This window comes from Teichococcus globiformis, assembly GCF_042646265.1.
GTDB lineage: Bacteria > Pseudomonadota > Alphaproteobacteria > Acetobacterales > Acetobacteraceae > Pseudoroseomonas > Pseudoroseomonas globiformis.
In genome coordinates, this window is record NZ_JBHRTN010000008.1 from 405,185 (window position 1) to 421,762 (window position 16,578).

Here is a 16,578-nt window from a genome sequence, read left to right on the forward strand (position 1 = left end):
CCGTGAAATCCCGTCAGGCGAGTGTCGCGGCCTCATCGAAGGGCAGGCGAGGCAGGCGGCCGAACAGCCCGCTCTCATCGCCATGGCCCAGATTGATCAGGAAGTTCGACTTGGCGCTGCCGTCGGGAAAGAAGGCGGCATCGACCTTTGCGTTGTCGAAGCCGCTCATTGGTCCGGTGTCGAGGCCGAGCGCGCGCGCCGCCATGATCAGATAGGCGCCTTGCAGCGACGAATTGCGGAAGGCGGTCGCCTCGGCGAAGGCCGGGCTGGAGGTGAACCACGACTTGGCGTCGGCATGCGGGAACAGCACCGGCAGCTTGTCGTAGAACTTCACGTCCCAGGCCACGATGACGACCACGGGCGCGCTCAGCGTCTTCTCCAGATTGCCGGACGACAGGGCGGGGCGCAGCTTCTCCTTGCCTTCGGGCGTGCGGATGAAGACGTAGCGGGCCGGTTCGCAATTTGCGCTGGTGGGGCCGAGTGCCACCAACTCGTAGAGCTGCTTCAGCGTCTCGTCAGAAACGGGCTTGTCCTGCCACTTGTAGTGCGTGCGGGCGGTGCGGAAGAGTTGGTCGAGCGCCGCAGCTCCGAGGGGTTCAGCCATGAATAATCGCTCCTGTGCGTTGCAGCGCAGAATGCGGCTCCTGGCCGGACATGCCAATCCCGGCCGCGGATTTCCAACATTCGGCGCGTGAATGAAAACGCCCCGGATGGCGGACCATCCGGGGCGCGTCTGCTTCGGCAAAGAGACGAAGATTACTCGTCGGCCAGCTGGTTGCGGCGGCGGATGGCCGCACCCAGGATGTCGCCAAGCGAGGCACCGGAGTCGGTGGTGCCGTACTCCTTCATCGCCTCGCGCTCCTCCTCCACTTCCTTGCCCTTGATGGTCAGGGCCAGGCGGCGGGCAGCGCGGTCCACGGCGGTGACCTTCGCATCGACCTTCTCGCCCACGGCGAACTTGTCGGGGCGCTGGTCGCCACGGTCACGTGCCAGTTCGGCGCGGCGGATGAAGCCGGTCAGCACGTCGTCGACCTTCACCTCGATGCCGTTCGCCTCCACCTTCGTCACGATGCAGGTGACGATGTCGTTCTTGCGAACGCGGTCCAGCACCTCGGCGGCGGGGTCGGCGGCCAGCTGCTTGATGCCGAGGGAGATGCGCTCCTTCTCGACGTCAACATCCAGCACCTTGGCCTTGACGGTGTCGCCCTTCTTGTACTCGGCCATCGCCTGCTCGCCGGCGACGTCCCAGGACAGGTCGGACATGTGCACCATGCCGTCGATCTCCGGCGCCAGACCCACGAACAGACCGAACTCGGTGATGTTGCGGATCTCGCCCTCGACGATGGAACCGGGGGCATGCGCTTCCAGGAACAGCTCCCAGGGGTTGCCCTGAGCCTGCTTCAGGCCGAGCGAGATGCGGCGCTTCGGCTCGTCCACGTCCAGGATCATTACGTCCACTTCCTGCGAAGTGGCGACGATCTTGCCCGGGTGGACGTTCTTCTTGGTCCAGCTCATCTCGGAAACGTGGACCAGGCCCTCGACGCCCGGCTCCAGCTCCACGAAGGCGCCGTAGTCGGTGATGTTGGTCACGCGGCCCGAGAACTTGGCGCCCACCGGGTACTTGATGGACACGCCCTCCCACGGGTCGGACATCAGCTGCTTCATGCCGAGGCTGATACGCTGCGTCTCGGAGTTGAAGCGGATGACCTGCACGCGGACCTGCTGACCGATGGTCAGGGCCTCGGAGGGGTGGTTGATGCGGCGCCAGGCGATGTCGGTGACGTGCAGCAGGCCGTCCACGCCGCCGAGGTCCACGAACGCACCGTAGTCGGTGATGTTCTTGACCACGCCGTCGAGGATCATGCCTTCCTTCAGGCCCTGGATCAGCTCGGAGCGCTGTTCCGCACGGGTCTCTTCGAGGACGGCACGGCGCGACACGACGATGTTGCCGCGGGCGCGATCCATCTTCAGGATCTGGAACGGCTGCGGGCTGCCCATCAGGGGTCCGACATCGCGCACGGGGCGGATATCGACCTGCGAGCCGGGGAGGAAGGCCACGGCGCCGCCGAGATCGACGGTGAAGCCACCCTTGACGCGGCCGAAGATCACGCCGTTCACGCGCTGCTGCGCGTTGAAGGCCTTCTCCAGGTTGGTCCACGCCTCTTCGCGGCGGGCCTTCTCGCGCGACAGCACGATGGAACCGTCACGGTCCTCGTAGCGCTCGACGAACAGCTCGATCACGTCGCCGGGCTGAACCTCAGCCCGCTGCCCCTGGGGGGCGAATTCCTTGAGGGGCACGCGCCCCTCGGACTTCAGTCCGACATCCACGACCGCGAAATCGTCGTCGACGCGGATGACCTTACCCGTGACGACGGAGCCGGCGAAACCGGTGTCGGCGCCGAGCGTGGCGTCGAGCAGGGCCGCGAAGTCTTCGCCGCCGGTCATGGAAAGGGTGTCGGCATTTGCCATGAAGTACGGTGTTCCTAAGTCCATCCCGAGCTTCGAACGCCCGGGCGGATTCCTGCGCCCCCACTGTGTGGGCACGGCTTGACCGGGCGCGCATCGGGGCGGCGCCGTTCGGCCCTGTTGCTGCAAGCGGCGTATCGGCCCGCCCATTCCGGTTCGGCCGTAAGCCGAACGCCCTGAGGCCACAGGGGCGACAGGGTGCGGTTTTCGCCTATTCCAATGTGGCCACAGGGTCAAGCGGAATCGTCGGGCTCCGGCTTCACGCCGGCAGGGAGATGTCCGCAGGCTGAGCGGAGCGGCCGATCTGACCGAAAACCGCCTCAACAATGGTCTGCGCCTGCCGATCCCAGCCATAGTCGGCGCGCACCTGCGTCGAAGCGGCCTCGGCGATCGCGGCGTAGCGGTCGGTATCCTCCACCAGCGCCACAGCCTCCTGCAACGCCGCGTCCCAGCCATAGGCCGGGACTAGATAGCCGGTTTCGCCATGCCGGATGCTGTTGCGGAAGGTGAAGGTGGGGGTCGCCAGGGTCAGCGTGCCGCAGATGGCGGCCTCGAAGAACTTCAACTCCGACTTGCAGTTGGTGAAGGTGTTGTCCTGCAGCGGCGCGATGTTGATCTCCACCTCGGCGATCAGGCGCTGCAGGTTCATGAAGTCCTGCAGCGGATGGAACTCGATGCGGTCGCGGAAGCGCATCAGCTCCTGGCTCGGATCGAGAAAGCCGACGATGCGGAGGATGATGCGCGGATCGCGCTCCATCAACCGCAGGATGGCGGGGGCGGCAACGGCGAAGTCCCGGGCGTGCGAAGGGGAGCCGCTGAAGTAACCCACATGGATGTGGCCATCCCGGCGCCAGCCGCCGTCGCGTTTGATCTGGTGCAGCCCTTCCGACAGCTCCTGCTGCCCCTGGAACAGGTAGTTCGGCATCACCGCCGTGCTGAGCTGCGGCATGTACTCTCGGGCACGGGCGGCCAGGAACGCGTTTGTCGTGATGAAGCCGTCGCACAGTCGCAGCGTCGCGCCGATCCGACCGATACTGGCGAACCAGTCGTTCCAGACCGTTTCGCTGTGCGGATCCTGATTCAGGGAATCCACCAGCAGGTGCAGGCGGCGGGTGTCGAACACCAGATCATCGCAGTCGAACAGCACTGGCAGCCGCCGGGCCCGCGCGCGCGCGATCATGCTCGCCACCGCCGCATTGTAGCGGGTGCGGCAGATCACCAGCGCATCGGCAGAGTCGAGAAAACTGTCGTCCGTCGCCAGGTCCTGATGGTCGAACCAGGCGCCGGAGACGCCACATCCGGGGTTCGCGGCCAGGGTCAGGCCCGGATTCATGGCACGGTAGCGGAAGGTGCTGGTATCGGGCCTTTCGTAGAAATAGGCGATCCGCCGGTCCTGAGCCAGAAGCTGGCGCATCCGCTGTTCCTGGCCGATGGACCACGGATCCGTGTAGCGAAGCGGCGAAGGGATGTTCAGGAACATGCGCTCACGCCCGTCCTTCCATCATCCAGTCAAGAACATCCCGCAGTTGCGGCTCCCATTCCGAAGGAATCCGGCTGGCGGCATGATTGCTGGTCCGGCGTTCATGATCCTGTGCCAGGGCAGCACCGTCCCGCAGCGCCCGGCAAAGACTGGCAACATCGGGCGGAGCAGTCAGGATGTTGGGCGACCAGCTTTCCAGCGATGTCTTCAGGCCGTGCTGGTTGGTCACCACCACTGCACCTGCCGCCGCGAGGTCGAGCGGTGGATAGGACGGATGCGGCGTGTCCATGAGGCACAGGCCGAGATCCATCTCGGCAACCAGCGCAGCATAGTTCGTCCACGGCATACTGGCCGCCACGATCGGCCTTACCCCTCCGGACAGTTGCAGGGGAGGCAGGTCGCGTCCAACGAAGTGGATGTTCCACCGATCGGCATCCAGGATGCCCTGGCGAATGGCGCTGTCGATCACTTCCAGGCCGCGCCAGAACAGGTTCCGGTGGTTGTTGGGCCGTGCATAGAAGAAGAAATTGCGCTTCTCATTGGGGCCGGGCGACCTCACCCCGCGCGGAATGGCAGGAAAGGCCGGCTCGAATGATCGGCCACGTTCCGCCAGGCCCGGCACCGCATCCGGCCCCTGGGTCAAGTGGTCAAAAAGCAGGCTGGTGTTCACCAGGGTGCGAAGGCGCGGCTCCGCCAGTGTTTCGCCGCAGAGCAGTCGCTCGTCGCCGAACGGATAGAACATCCGCTCGTCCTCCTGCAGCAGATAGACGACGCGACGAACATCGACCGAGGCCAGCATGGCGCGTGTGGACCACCAGGAGGTGGTCAGTATCAGATCCTGCTGGCCGACCGGTATGGCACGCGTGCCGCCAACAGGGACCTGCACAAAGTCTGTTGCGCCGTCCCACTGGATCTTGTGGGCACGCAGCACCGCATCGAGTGCAGCCGCGTCCGGCGGCGCCGTTCGCGTCACCAGCCGCAGCCGCGCCTGCATCCGCTTCGACAGCAGCGCCCCGATCACGAGCGCGGTGCCCACGCCGCCGAAAAGGCTGTTGGGCGCGATGCTGTCCGTCAGGATCGTCAGCGTGGGCGGAGCGTTCGGATCCTCGTAAACCGGGATTGTGCTCCAATTGAGGCCCTGCTGCCGGATCATGGACCGGGCTGTTGGCGGGTAGCCGGCCGGAGAACCCAGCTCCTGCTGGGCGGGCAAGCGCAGCGGCGCCGCGGTCTGCCCATCCAGCAGGGGCACCCGGCCTTCCTGGCGCCCGAAGCGGATGTAGTGCAGCAGCGGGTTCATCCCCGAGGCCGCGACATCCGGATATTGCTGCAGGTAGAAGGCGGAATCGAAGCCTGGCGAAGGACGGCGCCCTTCCCGGCCGCCAAAGGCAGTGAAATGCGCCAGCGCATCCATGCCGGACATCACGAGGTCCGGGTTGTGCTCGCGGTAATACCCGGCATCGAACAGGCCGGAGCCACGGATTTCTGCCATGGCACGGGCATGGCGGCGCCACATCTTCAACCGCGCCGGCAGTTGCATGGTGCCGGTCCACCAGAGCAGCTTGGCGGTCCGTCGCAGCACCGGCAGGCGCTTCGCCCGCTGCTTCAGCGACTGCATCCAGAGCTCGCCGCGCGAGGACGGCGCCACCGTCAGCTGCATCGGTGCTGCGGCGGGCGAGGGCAGGCTGAGCCTGGATCCCTGCACATCATGCCGCGGCTGCTGCGACAGGGTCGCCACCGCCTGGTTCAACCCGTGCACCGCCTCTTCCAGGCGGCGCAGTTCCGCCCGGCTGCGGTTCAGCTCCGCATCGCGCAGGTCGATCAAGCGCCGATGCTCGGCCTGCACCGCGGCCAGGTTCTGCCGCATCGTTTCCTGGGTCGCCGCCGCCTCGCGCTGCTGCGATACCAGCGCGGCCTCGGCCTTCTGCAACTCGGTGGCCATCTGCTCGCGCAGTTCGCCCTGACTCCGCTCCAGGGCGGCACGCGCTTTGGCCGATGCCTGCCGCGCCTCCGCTAGCTTCACGCGCTGCCGAACGATTTCGGCAAAGGCAGCAAGGGATTGGGGATCACGCCCCTGCTCCGAACGCTGCAGCAGCATGGCATGCGGACAAAGGAAAGTGGCGTCAAAGGTCGGAACCGGTGCAAAGCCGACTTCCGCGAAGCGCTCCAGCCAGTAGCGGGTGGGGCGCACATTGACATGCGTGGCTTCCTCCAGATCGGTGGGGGAAGAGGAGAACAGGATGCGGGGCGCCACGGCGGTGATGTTGCGGATCGCTGCCAGGGCCTCGGCCTCCGGCATATGCTCCAGGACCTCGATGCAAAGCACGAGGTCGTATTCGCCCTCGATCGGCTCGGCGATGGAGCCGACCGTGCACCAGGAGCGCACATCGGCGCGCACCTCGGAAATGGCGAATTGCGAGATGTCGCGGCCATGCGTTTCGACGCCACGGTCCCACAGCATCTCCACCAGGAAGCCGACGGCGCAGCCCGCGTCGAACACCTTGCGCGGGGCCAGCCCCAGCACGATGGCGTCAGCGACGGGGCGGAAGAAATCGTGCCATTGCGGCGTGGAGCGCAGGTAAGGAAGGTCGCCGCAATGAGACTGGTAGTATTCCCGGCCAAAGGTCTCGCCGTGCTTCTCAGAAATACTCATCCAGTCCTTGATCTCCTCAACGCGGAGTGGCGAAGCCGAGGGCTTTCTTCATCCCACGGCTCTGACGACACCAATGCCCGAGCCTGGCCGATACTGTCTCGGCGGCGGACGTCACGCAACGGTGCAGCGGAGTTGCAACATGATGGCGCGCAGCCCAGGGCAGGCCAGCCCGGTCCGCGCAGCCTCAGGCCGGGACCCGTGCGCCCCGCACCGCTTCCGACAATTCCCGCACCTGGTCCAGCACGCGGCGCAGCGTGTCCGGCCGGGCACGGCCCTTCTCGTCCAGCGACTTCGCCAGCGTGTCGATCAGCGCGGAGGCCACCACCGCACCATCCGCGATGCGCACTGCTTCCGCCGCCTGCTGCGGCGTGCGTACGCCGAAGCCTATGGCGATGGGCAGGTCGGTATGGGCGCGCAGCTTCGGGATGGCGGTGGCCAGGGCTTCCTGTGTCGCGCTGCGCGTGCCGGTCACGCCGGCGATGGCGATGTAGTAGATGAAGCCGCTTGTGCCTTCGAGCACCTGAGGCAGGCGTTTTTCATCCGTGGTCGGCGCCACAAGCCGGATCAGGTCCAGCCCTTGCTCGCGCGCGGGACGCGCGACCTCATCGGCTTCCTCCGGCGGCAGATCGACGATGATGAGGCCATCGACGCCGGAGCAGGCGGCCTCGGTGCAGAAGCTTTCCACGCCATAGGACAGGATGGGGTTGAAATAGCCCATCAGCACGATGGGCGTGTCGTCATCCTCGCGGCGGAAGTCGCGCACCATGGCGAGGGCGCCGGCGAGACTGCCGCCCGCCTTCAGCGCCCGCTGCCCCGCAAGCTGCACGGTAGGGCCATCGGCCATTGGATCGGAGAAGGGCACGCCGACCTCGATCAGGTCCGCCCCCGCACCGGGTAGGCCGCGCAGCAGCGCCATGGAAGTCGCGGGATCGGGATCATAGGCTTCCAGGAACGGCATCAACGCGCCGCGCCCTTCGGCCCTGAGCTGCGCGAAGCGCGCGGCGATGCGGCCCTTCCGGTCGAAACACTCCTGGGTCACAGCGTCTCTCCCAGATGCTTGGCCACGGTGAAGATGTCCTTGTCGCCGCGTCCCGACAGGTTGAGCACGATGATCTTGTCGCCGCCCATGGTTGGCGCGAGCTTCAGCACATGCGCGAGCCCATGCGCCGATTCCAGCGCCGGGATGATGCCCTCCAGTCGGGAGCAGATCTGGAACGCTTCCAGCGCCTCGTCATCGGTGACGCCGACATAGGTGACGCGGCCAATCTCGTGCAGCCAGGAATGCTCCGGTCCAATGCCAGGGTAATCCAGCCCGGCCGAGATGGAATGCGCCTCCTGGATCTGCCCGTCGCCATTCTGCAGCAGGTAGGTCTTGTTGCCGTGCAGAACGCCCGGACGGCCACGGTTCAGCGAAGCGGCATGCTCGGGCGTGTCCATGCCGCGGCCCGCGGCCTCGACGCCGAAGATCGCCACGTCCTTGTCGTCCAGGAAAGGGTGGAACAGCCCCATGGCGGAGGAACCGCCGCCCACCGCGCAGACCAGCGCGTCGGGCAGGCGCCCCTCGGCGGCCAGGATCTGCTGGCGGGTTTCCTCGCCGATCACGCACTGGAAGTCGCGCACCATCTGCGGAAAGGGCGCGGGGCCGGCCACGGTGCCGATGCAGTAGTAGGTGTCGGCGACATTGGCGACCCAGTCGCGCATCGCCTCGTTCATCGCATCCTTCAGCGTGCCGGCGCCGGCGGTGACGGGAATCACCTCCGCGCCCAGCAGCTTCATGCGGAACACGTTGGGCTGCTGCCGCTCCACATCCGTCGCGCCCATGTAGACGATGCACTTCAGGCCGAACAGGGCGCAGGCCGTGGCGGTGGCGACACCGTGCTGCCCCGCGCCCGTCTCGGCGATGATGCGCGGCTTGCCCATGCGCTTGGCCAGCAGGATCTGGCCCAGCACGGCGTTGATCTTGTGGGCGCCGGTGTGGTTCAGCTCCTCGCGCTTGAAGTAGATCTTGGCGCCCTGGTACTTCTCGGTCAGGCGCTCGCACAGCCAGAGCGGGCTGGGGCGGCCGACGTAATCCTTCAGCAGCCGCCGCCATTCCGCCATGAAGGCCGGGTCGTTGCGCGCGGCGTTGTAGGCCTTCTCGACCTCCTGAATCACCGGCATCAGCGTTTCGGCGACGTAGCGGCCGCCGAAATCGCCGAAGCGGCCGCGATTGTCCGGGCCCTGGCGGAGCGAATTGGGCAGGGGCTGCTGGTTCACGGTGGCCTCCGTTCTTGGAGGCCAGTGTTAGCGCGGGCCGGCCGCTGGGGGTAGGGGTATGGGCCCGTCATCGCCGTCCCTGCCAGGCGGCGGGGCCGGTTCCGCCTGGCACATGCCGGTCCTGCCAGTTCGCCGCCTGCCTAGCTCGCGCCGGTGTGGATCGCGAATAGCGACCGCCGAGGGTCCGGAACAGCTGTCCTCAGGACCCTCGCATCCGGCGCAAAAAGGGCCCGGGAGGCAGATCTCCCGGGCCCCTGGCCGCTTAGCTCCGGCGTGGCCGGAGGATCAGTAGCGGTATTCCTCGTGCTTGAACGGGCCGTTCACCGGCACGCCGATATACTCGGCCTGCTGCTGGGTCAGCTTGGTGAGCTGCGCACCGACCTTGGCGAGGTGCAGCGACGCCACCTTCTCGTCCAGCTTCTTGGGCAGGGTGTAGACCTTGCACTCATAGGCCTTGTGGTTGGTCCAGAGCTCGATCTGCGCCAGCGTCTGGTTGGAGAAGCTGGCCGACATCACGAAGGACGGGTGGCCGGTGGCGTTGCCGAGGTTCACCAGACGGCCTTCCGACAGCACGATCAGCCGCTTGTTGTCGGGAAAGATCACCTCGTCCACCTGGGGCTTGACGTTGTCCCACTGGAAGTTGCGCAGCGCACCGATCTGGATCTCGCTGTCGAAGTGGCCGATGTTGCAGACGATGGCGCGGTGCTTCATCGCGCGCATGTGGTCCAGCGTGATAACATCGACATTGCCGGTGGCGGTGACGAAGATGTCGCCCTTGGGCGCGGCATCCTCCATCGTCACGACCTCGTAGCCTTCCATGGATGCCTGCAGGGCGCAGATCGGGTCGGCCTCGGTCACCAGCACGCGGCAGCCGGCATTGCGCAGCGACGCCGCCGAGCCCTTGCCCACATCGCCATAGCCGGCGACCACGGCGACCTTGCCGGCCATCATCACGTCGGTGCCGCGGCGGATGGCGTCGACCAGCGACTCGCGGCAACCGTAAAGGTTGTCGAACTTCGACTTGGTCACGCTGTCGTTGACGTTGATGGCCGGCACCTTCAGCGTGCCCTTCTTGGCCATCTCCCACAGGCGGTGCACGCCGGTGGTGGTCTCCTCCGACAGGCCGCGGACATTCTTCAGCAGCTCGGGGTACTTGTCGTGCATCAGCACGGTCAGGTCGCCGCCGTCATCGAGGATCATGTTGATGTCCCAGCCATTCGGGCCGCGGACGGTCTGCTCGATGCACCACCAGAACTCTTCCTCGTCCATGCCCTTCCAGGCGAAGACGGGGATGCCGGCGGCGGCGATGGCGGCCGCGGCATGGTCCTGGGTGGAGAAGATGTTGCAGGACGACCAGCGCACCTCGGCGCCGAGCGCGGTCAACGTCTCGATCAGCACGGCGGTCTGAATGGTCATGTGCAGGCAGCCGGCGATGCGGGCGCCCTTCAGCGGCTGGGAGGGGCCGTACTCCTCGCGGATCGCCATCAGGCCGGGCATCTCGTCCTCGGCCATGGAAATCTCCTTGCGGCCCCATTCGGCCAGGGAGATGTCCTTCACCTTGTAGTCGCTGAAACCGTTCATCGGGCTTTTCTCCACAGATCGCCCGCCCGATAGCATGCTCCAGCGGGGCTCGGGAACCCACATAAGGATATCTTTATGGGTGTGGGGCGCCGTCCGTGAACTCCATCACCAGCTCCTGGATGCGGCGCGGATCGCCCTGCTCCATGACGCGGCGGGCGAAGCGGGCGCAATCGTCGATCTTCAACGTGCGCACCACCTGCTTCACGCGCGGAATGGCACTGGCATTCATCGACAGGGTGCGGATGCCCAGGCCCAGCAGCAGCGGCACAAGCCGCGGGTTGCCCGCCATTTCGCCGCAGACCGAGACCGGCATGCGCAGCCTGAGCGCGGCTTCGGTGGCGAACTGCACCAGTCGCAGCACGGCCGGGTGCAGCGGGTCGTAAAGGTGCGCCACTTCCGTCTCGGCTCGGTCCACGGCCAGCGTGTACATCGCCAGGTCGTTGGTGCCGATGGCAAAGAAATCGGCCTCCAACGCGATGGCATCGGCAGCCAGCGCCGCGCCCGGCGTCTCGATCATGGCGCCCAGCGGCGGCAGCTTCTCGGGCAGGGCCACGCCCCGGCGGCGCAGCCGCCGCACCACGCGCTCGAAGATCTCGCGTGCCTGCGCCACTTCCGCAGGCACCGTCACCATGGGCAGCAGGATGCGCACCGGGCCCAGAACGGCCACGCGCAGAATGGCCGCGAACTGCGCCTCCAGCAGCTCGGGGCGCTTCAGCAGCATGCGGATGCCGCGCAGCCCCAGAGCGGGGTTGGGGCCGGAATGATAAGGCACAATGCCCTCGGCCAGCGCCTCGATGTCCTTCTCGCCGCCCCAGTCCAGCACGCGGATGGTCACGACATCGCCGGCCATGGGCCCGACGATCTGCGAATAGGCCTCGAACTGCGCGTCCTCGTCAGGGAGGTCCTCGCGGTTCATGAACAGGAACTCGGTTCGCAGCAGGCCGATGCCCTGGGCGCCGGCCTGGGCGATCAGCGGCAGCTCGGCCGGGATCTCCAGATTGGCCTGAAGCTCCACCTCCTCGGCATCCACGGTGACGGAGGGCAGGCGGCGCAGCTTGGCCAGCCGGGTCTTTTCCTTGGCATAGGCAGCCAGGGAGGCCCGGCCCGCCTGAAGCGCCACGGCGCCGGGGCGCAGCACAATGGTGCCCGCCGCGCCGTCCAGCACCGCCTCATCGCCGCGCCTGGCCGCCTCGGTGAGCCCGGTGGCGCCCAGCACGGAGGGGATGCCCAGGGCCCGCAGCATGATGGCCGTGTGCCCGTCCGCGCCGCCTTCTTCCGTCGCGACGCCCGCGATGCGCGTGGGGTCCAGCAGCGCGGCATCGGCTGGCGTCAGCTCCTCGGCGATCAGGATGGCGCCCTGAGGCACGTTCTTGAGGCTGCGGAAGGGAGTGGCTGTCAGGTTGCGGGTCAGGCGGCGGGCAATCTCCCGCACCTCCCCGGCGCGGCGCTTCAGCCCGGCCTTGTCATCATCCTTGGCCGCGAGGATGGCTGCGGCGATGGCCTCTGCCTCGTCCCCCACCGCCGTCTCGGCCGAGAGCAGCTCCTCCGCCATGCGGCGGCGGGCACCGCGCAGCAGTCGGCTCTCGCCCAGCATCATGACATAGGCGTCAAGCAGCGGCTCCAGCTCCTCCTGCGCTTCCTCGGGCAGCACGGACAGCCGGGCCTTGAGCTTGCTGACCTGCTTGCGGCTGGCCGAAACGGCCGCGGCGAGCCTGGCCTTCTCCGCCTCCACCTGCGCGGCGTCGATGGCACGGCGCGGGGCGACGGTTGGTTCCTCGCTGGTGTCGAACAGGCTGCCGATGGCGACGCCAGGACTGATCGGAATGCCTGCGATGGTGATTTCGCGCGTCTTGCGGCCGCGGCGCGGCGGAGCGATCTCGGAAAGGTCGGTCTTCTCGCGCTTGTCAGTCTTCATGGAAACCGGCCTCGATCAGGCCGGCCACAGCATCGAGCGCTTCCCTGGCGTCCCATCCCTCGGCTTCCACCACGACTTCGCTCCCCTTTCCGGCACCCAGCATCATCAGCCCCATGATGGAGCATGCGGGCACCTTCTGGCCATCGCGTCCGACGGTCAGGCAGGCAGAAAATCGCTCGGCCAGAGACACAAGCTTGGCGGCCGCCCGCGCATGCAGGCCACGGCTGTTGGTGATCCGCACCACGCGGCGCAGCAGCAGGGGATTGCTTTCTTCCGGCGCGGCGGAAGCGGCACGGTCCATATCCGACGGAGCACGGGCCGGCGCGGAGCGAAAAGGGGAAAGGTGCAAGGCGGAGCCTCCGCTCAGTCGCCGCCGGATGCGGCAGGGGCGCAGGTGGGCCCGTTGCAGAAGACGGGCGGCGGCACGCACCGGGCCGGAGTGGCGCAGGCGATGTACTTGCGCCCCGCCATCATGGCGTGCTCGATCGCGGGACCAATGGTTTCCACGCCCCGCAGCTTGGCCAGCTTCACCAGCAGCGGCAGGTTGAGCCCGGCGATCACCTCGACATTGGTGCCCGGATGGCCATCCCCTTGCGCCACGGCCATGGCCAGGTTGGACGGCGTGCCGCCGAACATGTCGGTCAGGATCACCACGCCATCGCCCTGATCCACGGCGGCGACGCGGCCGAGGATGTCGCGCGCGCGGCTCTCCATGTCGTCCTCGGGCCCGATGCAGACCGTTTCGACCAGCGGTTGCGGGCCCACGACATGCTCCATGGCCAGCCGGAATTCCTCGGCCAGCCGGCCATGGCTCACCAGAACCATGCCGATCATGAGTGAAACGCCATCACAGTTTGCAAGAAGAAGGGGCCTCCCGACCCGGTAATGCGTGCGGCCCTGCCCCATGATGGGGGGCGGCATCCTGCCCGCCGCGTTGCGCCGCCGCTGCGGCCGCATGCGCGGCAAGCTCGCGGTGCGTCAAATCGATACGCCAGCCCTGCCGTGCAAGATGCGCGGAAAGCAACTCGGCCAGAAACACGGAGCGGTGCTTGCCCCCTGTGCAGCCCAGCGCGACGGTCAGGTATTTCTTGCCCTCCGCGGCGTAGCGGGGCAACAGCGGGTCCAGCAACGCGGACATGCGGTCCCAGAATGGGGCGAAATCAGGGTCCTCGCGGATGAAGTCCGCCACCGGCGCGTCCTGTCCGGTCATCGGTCGCAGCGTCGGGTCATAATGCGGGTTTCGTAGGAAACGCAGGTCGAAGACCAGATCTGCCTCCCGCGGCAGGCCGCGCGGAAAGGCGAAGGACATCACCGCGACAGCCATGCCGGGCGGGCCATCGCCGCGGAACCGCCGCTCCACCAGCCGGCGCAGATCGGGCAACGGGCGCTCCGTGGTGTCGATCACCCAGTCGGCCCCGTCCCGCAGGGCAGCCAACATCGCTCCTTCCCGCGCAATCCCGTCCGCCACCGAACCGCCCAGGGAGCCGCCGGGCGCCAGAGGGTGGCGCCGCCGCGTCTCGGAATAGCGGCGCAGCAGCACTGTCTCTTCCGCCGTCACATAGAGAAGCTGCGGGGCGATGCCGGGCGTTGCGAGCAGCCGGCGCATGAGCGACAGCACCTCGGTGCTGTCGAAGCCGCGCGTGCGGGCATCAATGCCAATGGCGAGCGGAACTGCGCCGCCTTCCCGCACCACTTCCTCGACCACAGAGAGAGGCGGGTTGTCGATGCTCTCGAAACCCAGATCCTCCAGCATCCGCAGGATGGAGGATTTCCCCGCGCCGGACAGGCCGGTGACCACAACAACGGGGCGGCCGCCCCCTGCCACCGGGACATTCATGCCGCAAAGGCCCCCGCGCATTGCTGGAGCCTTGCTTCGGCGGCGGCCAGCGCCAGGCTCAGCTTGGCGGCCGCCGAAGCTTCGAAGGCGTTCAGGCGGAGGCGGGGCAGGTTTCCGCCGGGCAGGGCGAAGCTGTCAGGGAGCGGCAAGCGGGGAATCGAGTTCTGCGGCCCCAGTTCCACCACCAGTCGCAGCGGCGCCGGGCCATGCGGCAGGTTCCGGAAAATGCCGACACCCCGCACTTCCAACATCCCGGCCAGGGATGGCGGTGCGTCGGCCATCGGGCCGTTCCCGTCCCGCAGCAACACCTGATCATCGGCCACGAGTTGCCAGCCCTCTTGCATCAGGCGCAGCACCAGATCCGACTTGCCGGAGCCCGAGGGCCCCAGGAACAGGACGCCGGCGCCTTGAAAGGCCGCGCAACTCCCATGCAGCAACATCTCGACTTCCGGCTCCGCTCGGGGGTGAGGACGCTGAAATCTGATGAAATATGGCACTCAAAAGGCAGATGTGAAAGCTTAACTAATTTCGCTCTCTGGTTGTGTCCTTGGGTATCATAAGAATTCCAAGTGGACTGCGCAGTAGAGGTGCCGGCGGTAGGAAGTGATGCAGGACATCCTTCCCTCCCCAGGATCATCGGACGATAACAAACCCGAGATCAATAAATGTATAATTACCTGGCTATCAAACGATAATACTGTTCAATCCCAAGTTTTTGCGTCAACTTCCAGAAGGATGCGGATCGTGCTGCTAATCTTCGGGCTCCGGCAGGCCGTCATCTCAAGTTGTCACCAGTCCTCGGTGTGGCGCTTTTCTGTGAAGCTCAAGCTTCGTTGCTGAGGAAAGCGCCCTGGTGATTCTCACGCTACGGTTTCAGAATTATCTCGACTCGCACGCGAGGAGTTGATTAAAACTGAATTGCCACTCTTCAGAGGCATTCAGGAACCGATAAGCAATCCCTGATTGAGATCGTGAGGCTTGGAGGTCTGGTAGCGACGGCTGTCAGTCCCGAAGAAGCTTCGCCTTCTTGTCCATGACTGCTGCTCGAGCTTCAGCGCCCGATAGCGATGAAGTCATGCCGGCATGGACTTCAGGGGCGTCTTGAAGCGCTGGAGGCAGGAGTGCACGCCATTTCGTATTGATTTGTTATCAAAGGATCTCATCATGGCTGTGGTTAATGTTGCCGCCGGCGCCACCAGAAACGTCACGCAGGACACGAACTTTGCGGACGGCATCAAGCTGAATGGCACTCTTGGCTTCCCGTCGACGCTGAACGTGAACGGCGCCGATGTCGTCACAGGCAACCTGGCGAATGCCGGCGTCCTCGGCGCCAACTTCGTCAACATTTCCAATGGCGGATCGCTCACCACCAATGGCCTGGTCGGCCTCAGCGCCCTCAGCACCACGACCTACAACCTGAATGGCGGCTCTCTGAACTTCGGACCGCAGGTGGATGTCGGGCTGCTGAGCGCCACCACCATCAACATGGGGACCGGCGCCAACTCGCTGAACTTCGGCAGCCTGGATGTCGGCGTCCTGAGCAGCCTCAGGATCAATGGCTTCAGCCAGGACGACAGCATCAACGTGGAGGGTGCCACTGCCGCGGTCTACGATGCGCGAAGCGGCTTCATCCAGTTCAGCAATGCCGCAGGCTTGCCCGTTGGCGTGGTGAATGTCGGCACCGGTCTGCCGGCTGACAAGATCGTCTATACCAATGGCCAGATGGTCTATACCTGCTTCGCCACCGGCACCCGCCTGCGCACCCCCGGCCGCCCCGTGGCGGTGGAGGACCTGAAGGTCGGTGACGAGGTGATGACGCTGCGTCAGGGCCGCACACGAGTGAAGTGGGTCGGCAAGCGCACGGTTGATCCCGCCAAGGTGCGTGACACGAAGAAGGCCTTCCCCATCCGCATCACGAAGGGCGCGCTGGGTCAAAACCTGCCGCACCGCGACCTGGTTGTTTCGCCCGATCACTGCCTGTTCTTCGAGGACCGCCTCTTCACCGCCGCGCTGCTGGTGAACGGTACCTCCATCGTTCAGGAGCAGCCGACCGGGCCCTTCACCTACTATCACGTCGAGTTCGAGCAGCATGACGTGGTCTTCGCCGAGGGCGTCGCCGCCGAGAGCTACCTCGACACCGGCAATCGCGCTTCGCTCTATGGCGGCGGCGTGGTGACCTTCCGCTCCGAGGCCCCGAAGAAGTGGGACGATACCTGCTTCCCCATGACCTTCGGCGGCCCCGTGCTGGCGAAGCTTCGCGCCACGATCGCCGAGCGTGCCGTGGCCCTTGGCGTGGCCGAGGCCGAGGCCCAGATGGCCCTGGCTTCCTGAAGCTGTCCGGCCCGGGCGACCGGGCCGGCTCGGACATCAAGCGGCCTGCCCGCCCGGTTCCC

The 16,578-nt window shown here is 66.4% G+C and carries 13 protein-coding genes; 1 reads left to right on the top strand and 12 read right to left on the bottom strand.

What is annotated here, in order from left to right:
* Positions 1-13: 13 nt before the first annotated feature.
* The 12 genes from ACFOD4_RS09235 to ACFOD4_RS09290 all read right to left on the bottom strand — a co-directional run bounded on the left by ACFOD4_RS09235 (position 14) and on the right by ACFOD4_RS09290 (position 14,625).
* Complete coding sequence (locus tag ACFOD4_RS09235; protein WP_379595798.1) at positions 14-604, bottom strand: malonic semialdehyde reductase; 591 nt, start codon at positions 602-604, stop codon at positions 14-16.
* Between the two features lie 152 nt (positions 605-756).
* On the bottom strand, positions 757-2,469 hold the full coding sequence (gene rpsA, locus ACFOD4_RS09240; RefSeq protein ID WP_379596069.1) for a 30S ribosomal protein S1: 1,713 nt from the start codon (positions 2,467-2,469) through the stop codon (positions 757-759).
* Positions 2,470-2,725: 256 nt separating this feature from the next.
* Positions 2,726-3,946: a glycosyltransferase gene (locus ACFOD4_RS09245; RefSeq protein WP_379595800.1), complete on the bottom strand. Its 1,221-nt coding sequence runs from the start codon at positions 3,944-3,946 to the stop codon at positions 2,726-2,728.
* 4 nt (positions 3,947-3,950) lie between these two features.
* Positions 3,951-6,596: a rhamnosyltransferase WsaF family glycosyltransferase gene (locus ACFOD4_RS09250; protein ID WP_379595802.1), complete on the bottom strand. Its 2,646-nt coding sequence runs from the start codon at positions 6,594-6,596 to the stop codon at positions 3,951-3,953.
* A gap of 184 nt (positions 6,597-6,780) precedes the next feature.
* Positions 6,781-7,635 carry a tryptophan synthase subunit alpha gene (gene trpA / locus ACFOD4_RS09255; protein ID WP_379595804.1) on the bottom strand — a complete coding sequence of 285 codons (855 nt, stop codon included), beginning with the start codon at positions 7,633-7,635 and terminating at the stop codon, positions 6,781-6,783.
* Positions 7,632-8,852: a tryptophan synthase subunit beta gene (trpB, locus tag ACFOD4_RS09260; protein WP_379595806.1), complete on the bottom strand. Its 1,221-nt coding sequence runs from the start codon at positions 8,850-8,852 to the stop codon at positions 7,632-7,634. The genes trpA and trpB overlap by 4 nt, the downstream gene beginning before the upstream one ends.
* A gap of 285 nt (positions 8,853-9,137) precedes the next feature.
* Positions 9,138-10,433, bottom strand: a complete 1,296-nt coding sequence (gene ahcY, locus ACFOD4_RS09265) for an adenosylhomocysteinase (RefSeq protein WP_379595808.1) — start codon at positions 10,431-10,433, stop codon at positions 9,138-9,140.
* A 73-nt stretch (positions 10,434-10,506) separates the two neighbouring features.
* Positions 10,507-12,348 carry a phosphoenolpyruvate--protein phosphotransferase gene (gene ptsP, locus ACFOD4_RS09270; protein ID WP_379595810.1) on the bottom strand — a complete coding sequence of 614 codons (1,842 nt, stop codon included), beginning with the start codon at positions 12,346-12,348 and terminating at the stop codon, positions 10,507-10,509.
* The gene (locus tag ACFOD4_RS09275; RefSeq protein WP_379595812.1) at positions 12,338-12,697 is read right to left on the bottom strand and encodes an HPr family phosphocarrier protein; all 360 of its coding nucleotides are present in this window, start codon (positions 12,695-12,697) and stop codon (positions 12,338-12,340) included. The genes ptsP and ACFOD4_RS09275 overlap by 11 nt, the downstream gene beginning before the upstream one ends.
* Before the next feature lie 14 nt (positions 12,698-12,711).
* Positions 12,712-13,182, bottom strand: coding sequence for a PTS sugar transporter subunit IIA (locus tag ACFOD4_RS09280; RefSeq protein ID WP_379595814.1), 471 nt, complete (start codon positions 13,180-13,182; stop codon positions 12,712-12,714).
* Positions 13,183-13,195: 13 nt separating this feature from the next.
* The gene (gene rapZ / locus ACFOD4_RS09285) at positions 13,196-14,185 is read right to left on the bottom strand and encodes an RNase adapter RapZ (RefSeq protein ID WP_379595816.1); all 990 of its coding nucleotides are present in this window, start codon (positions 14,183-14,185) and stop codon (positions 13,196-13,198) included.
* A complete protein-coding gene (locus tag ACFOD4_RS09290) occupies positions 14,182-14,625 on the bottom strand; it encodes an HPr kinase/phosphorylase (RefSeq protein ID WP_379595818.1) in 444 nt (147 codons plus the stop codon). Before ACFOD4_RS09290 ends, rapZ begins: the two co-directional genes overlap by 4 nt.
* Before the next feature lie 724 nt (positions 14,626-15,349).
* On the opposite strand from ACFOD4_RS09290, the gene ACFOD4_RS09295 reads away from it, so the two are divergent.
* Positions 15,350-16,516 carry a Hint domain-containing protein gene (locus ACFOD4_RS09295; protein WP_379595820.1) on the top strand — a complete coding sequence of 389 codons (1,167 nt, stop codon included), beginning with the start codon at positions 15,350-15,352 and terminating at the stop codon, positions 16,514-16,516.
* Positions 16,517-16,578: the final 62 nt, after the last annotated feature.

Bases quoted from the DNA above. Each gene is read 5' to 3' on its own strand.
- ACFOD4_RS09235 (WP_379595798.1), bottom strand. From the start codon at position 604: ATGGCTGAACCCCTCGGAGCTGCGGCGCTCGACCAACTCTTCCGCACC.
- rpsA (WP_379596069.1), bottom strand. From the start codon at position 2,469: ATGGCAAATGCCGACACCCTTTCCATGACCGGCGGCGAAGACTTCGCG.
- ACFOD4_RS09245 (WP_379595800.1), bottom strand. From the start codon at position 3,946: ATGTTCCTGAACATCCCTTCGCCGCTTCGCTACACGGATCCGTGGTCC.
- ACFOD4_RS09250 (WP_379595802.1), bottom strand. From the start codon at position 6,596: ATGAGTATTTCTGAGAAGCACGGCGAGACCTTTGGCCGGGAATACTAC.
- ahcY (WP_379595808.1), bottom strand. From the start codon at position 10,433: ATGAACGGTTTCAGCGACTACAAGGTGAAGGACATCTCCCTGGCCGAA.
- ptsP (WP_379595810.1), bottom strand. From the start codon at position 12,348: ATGAAGACTGACAAGCGCGAGAAGACCGACCTTTCCGAGATCGCTCCG.
- ACFOD4_RS09280 (WP_379595814.1), bottom strand. From the start codon at position 13,182: ATGATCGGCATGGTTCTGGTGAGCCATGGCCGGCTGGCCGAGGAATTC.
- rapZ (WP_379595816.1), bottom strand. From the start codon at position 14,185: ATGAATGTCCCGGTGGCAGGGGGCGGCCGCCCCGTTGTTGTGGTCACC.
- ACFOD4_RS09290 (WP_379595818.1), bottom strand. From the start codon at position 14,625: ATGTTGCTGCATGGGAGTTGCGCGGCCTTTCAAGGCGCCGGCGTCCTG.
- ACFOD4_RS09295 (WP_379595820.1), top strand. From the start codon at position 15,350: ATGGCTGTGGTTAATGTTGCCGCCGGCGCCACCAGAAACGTCACGCAG.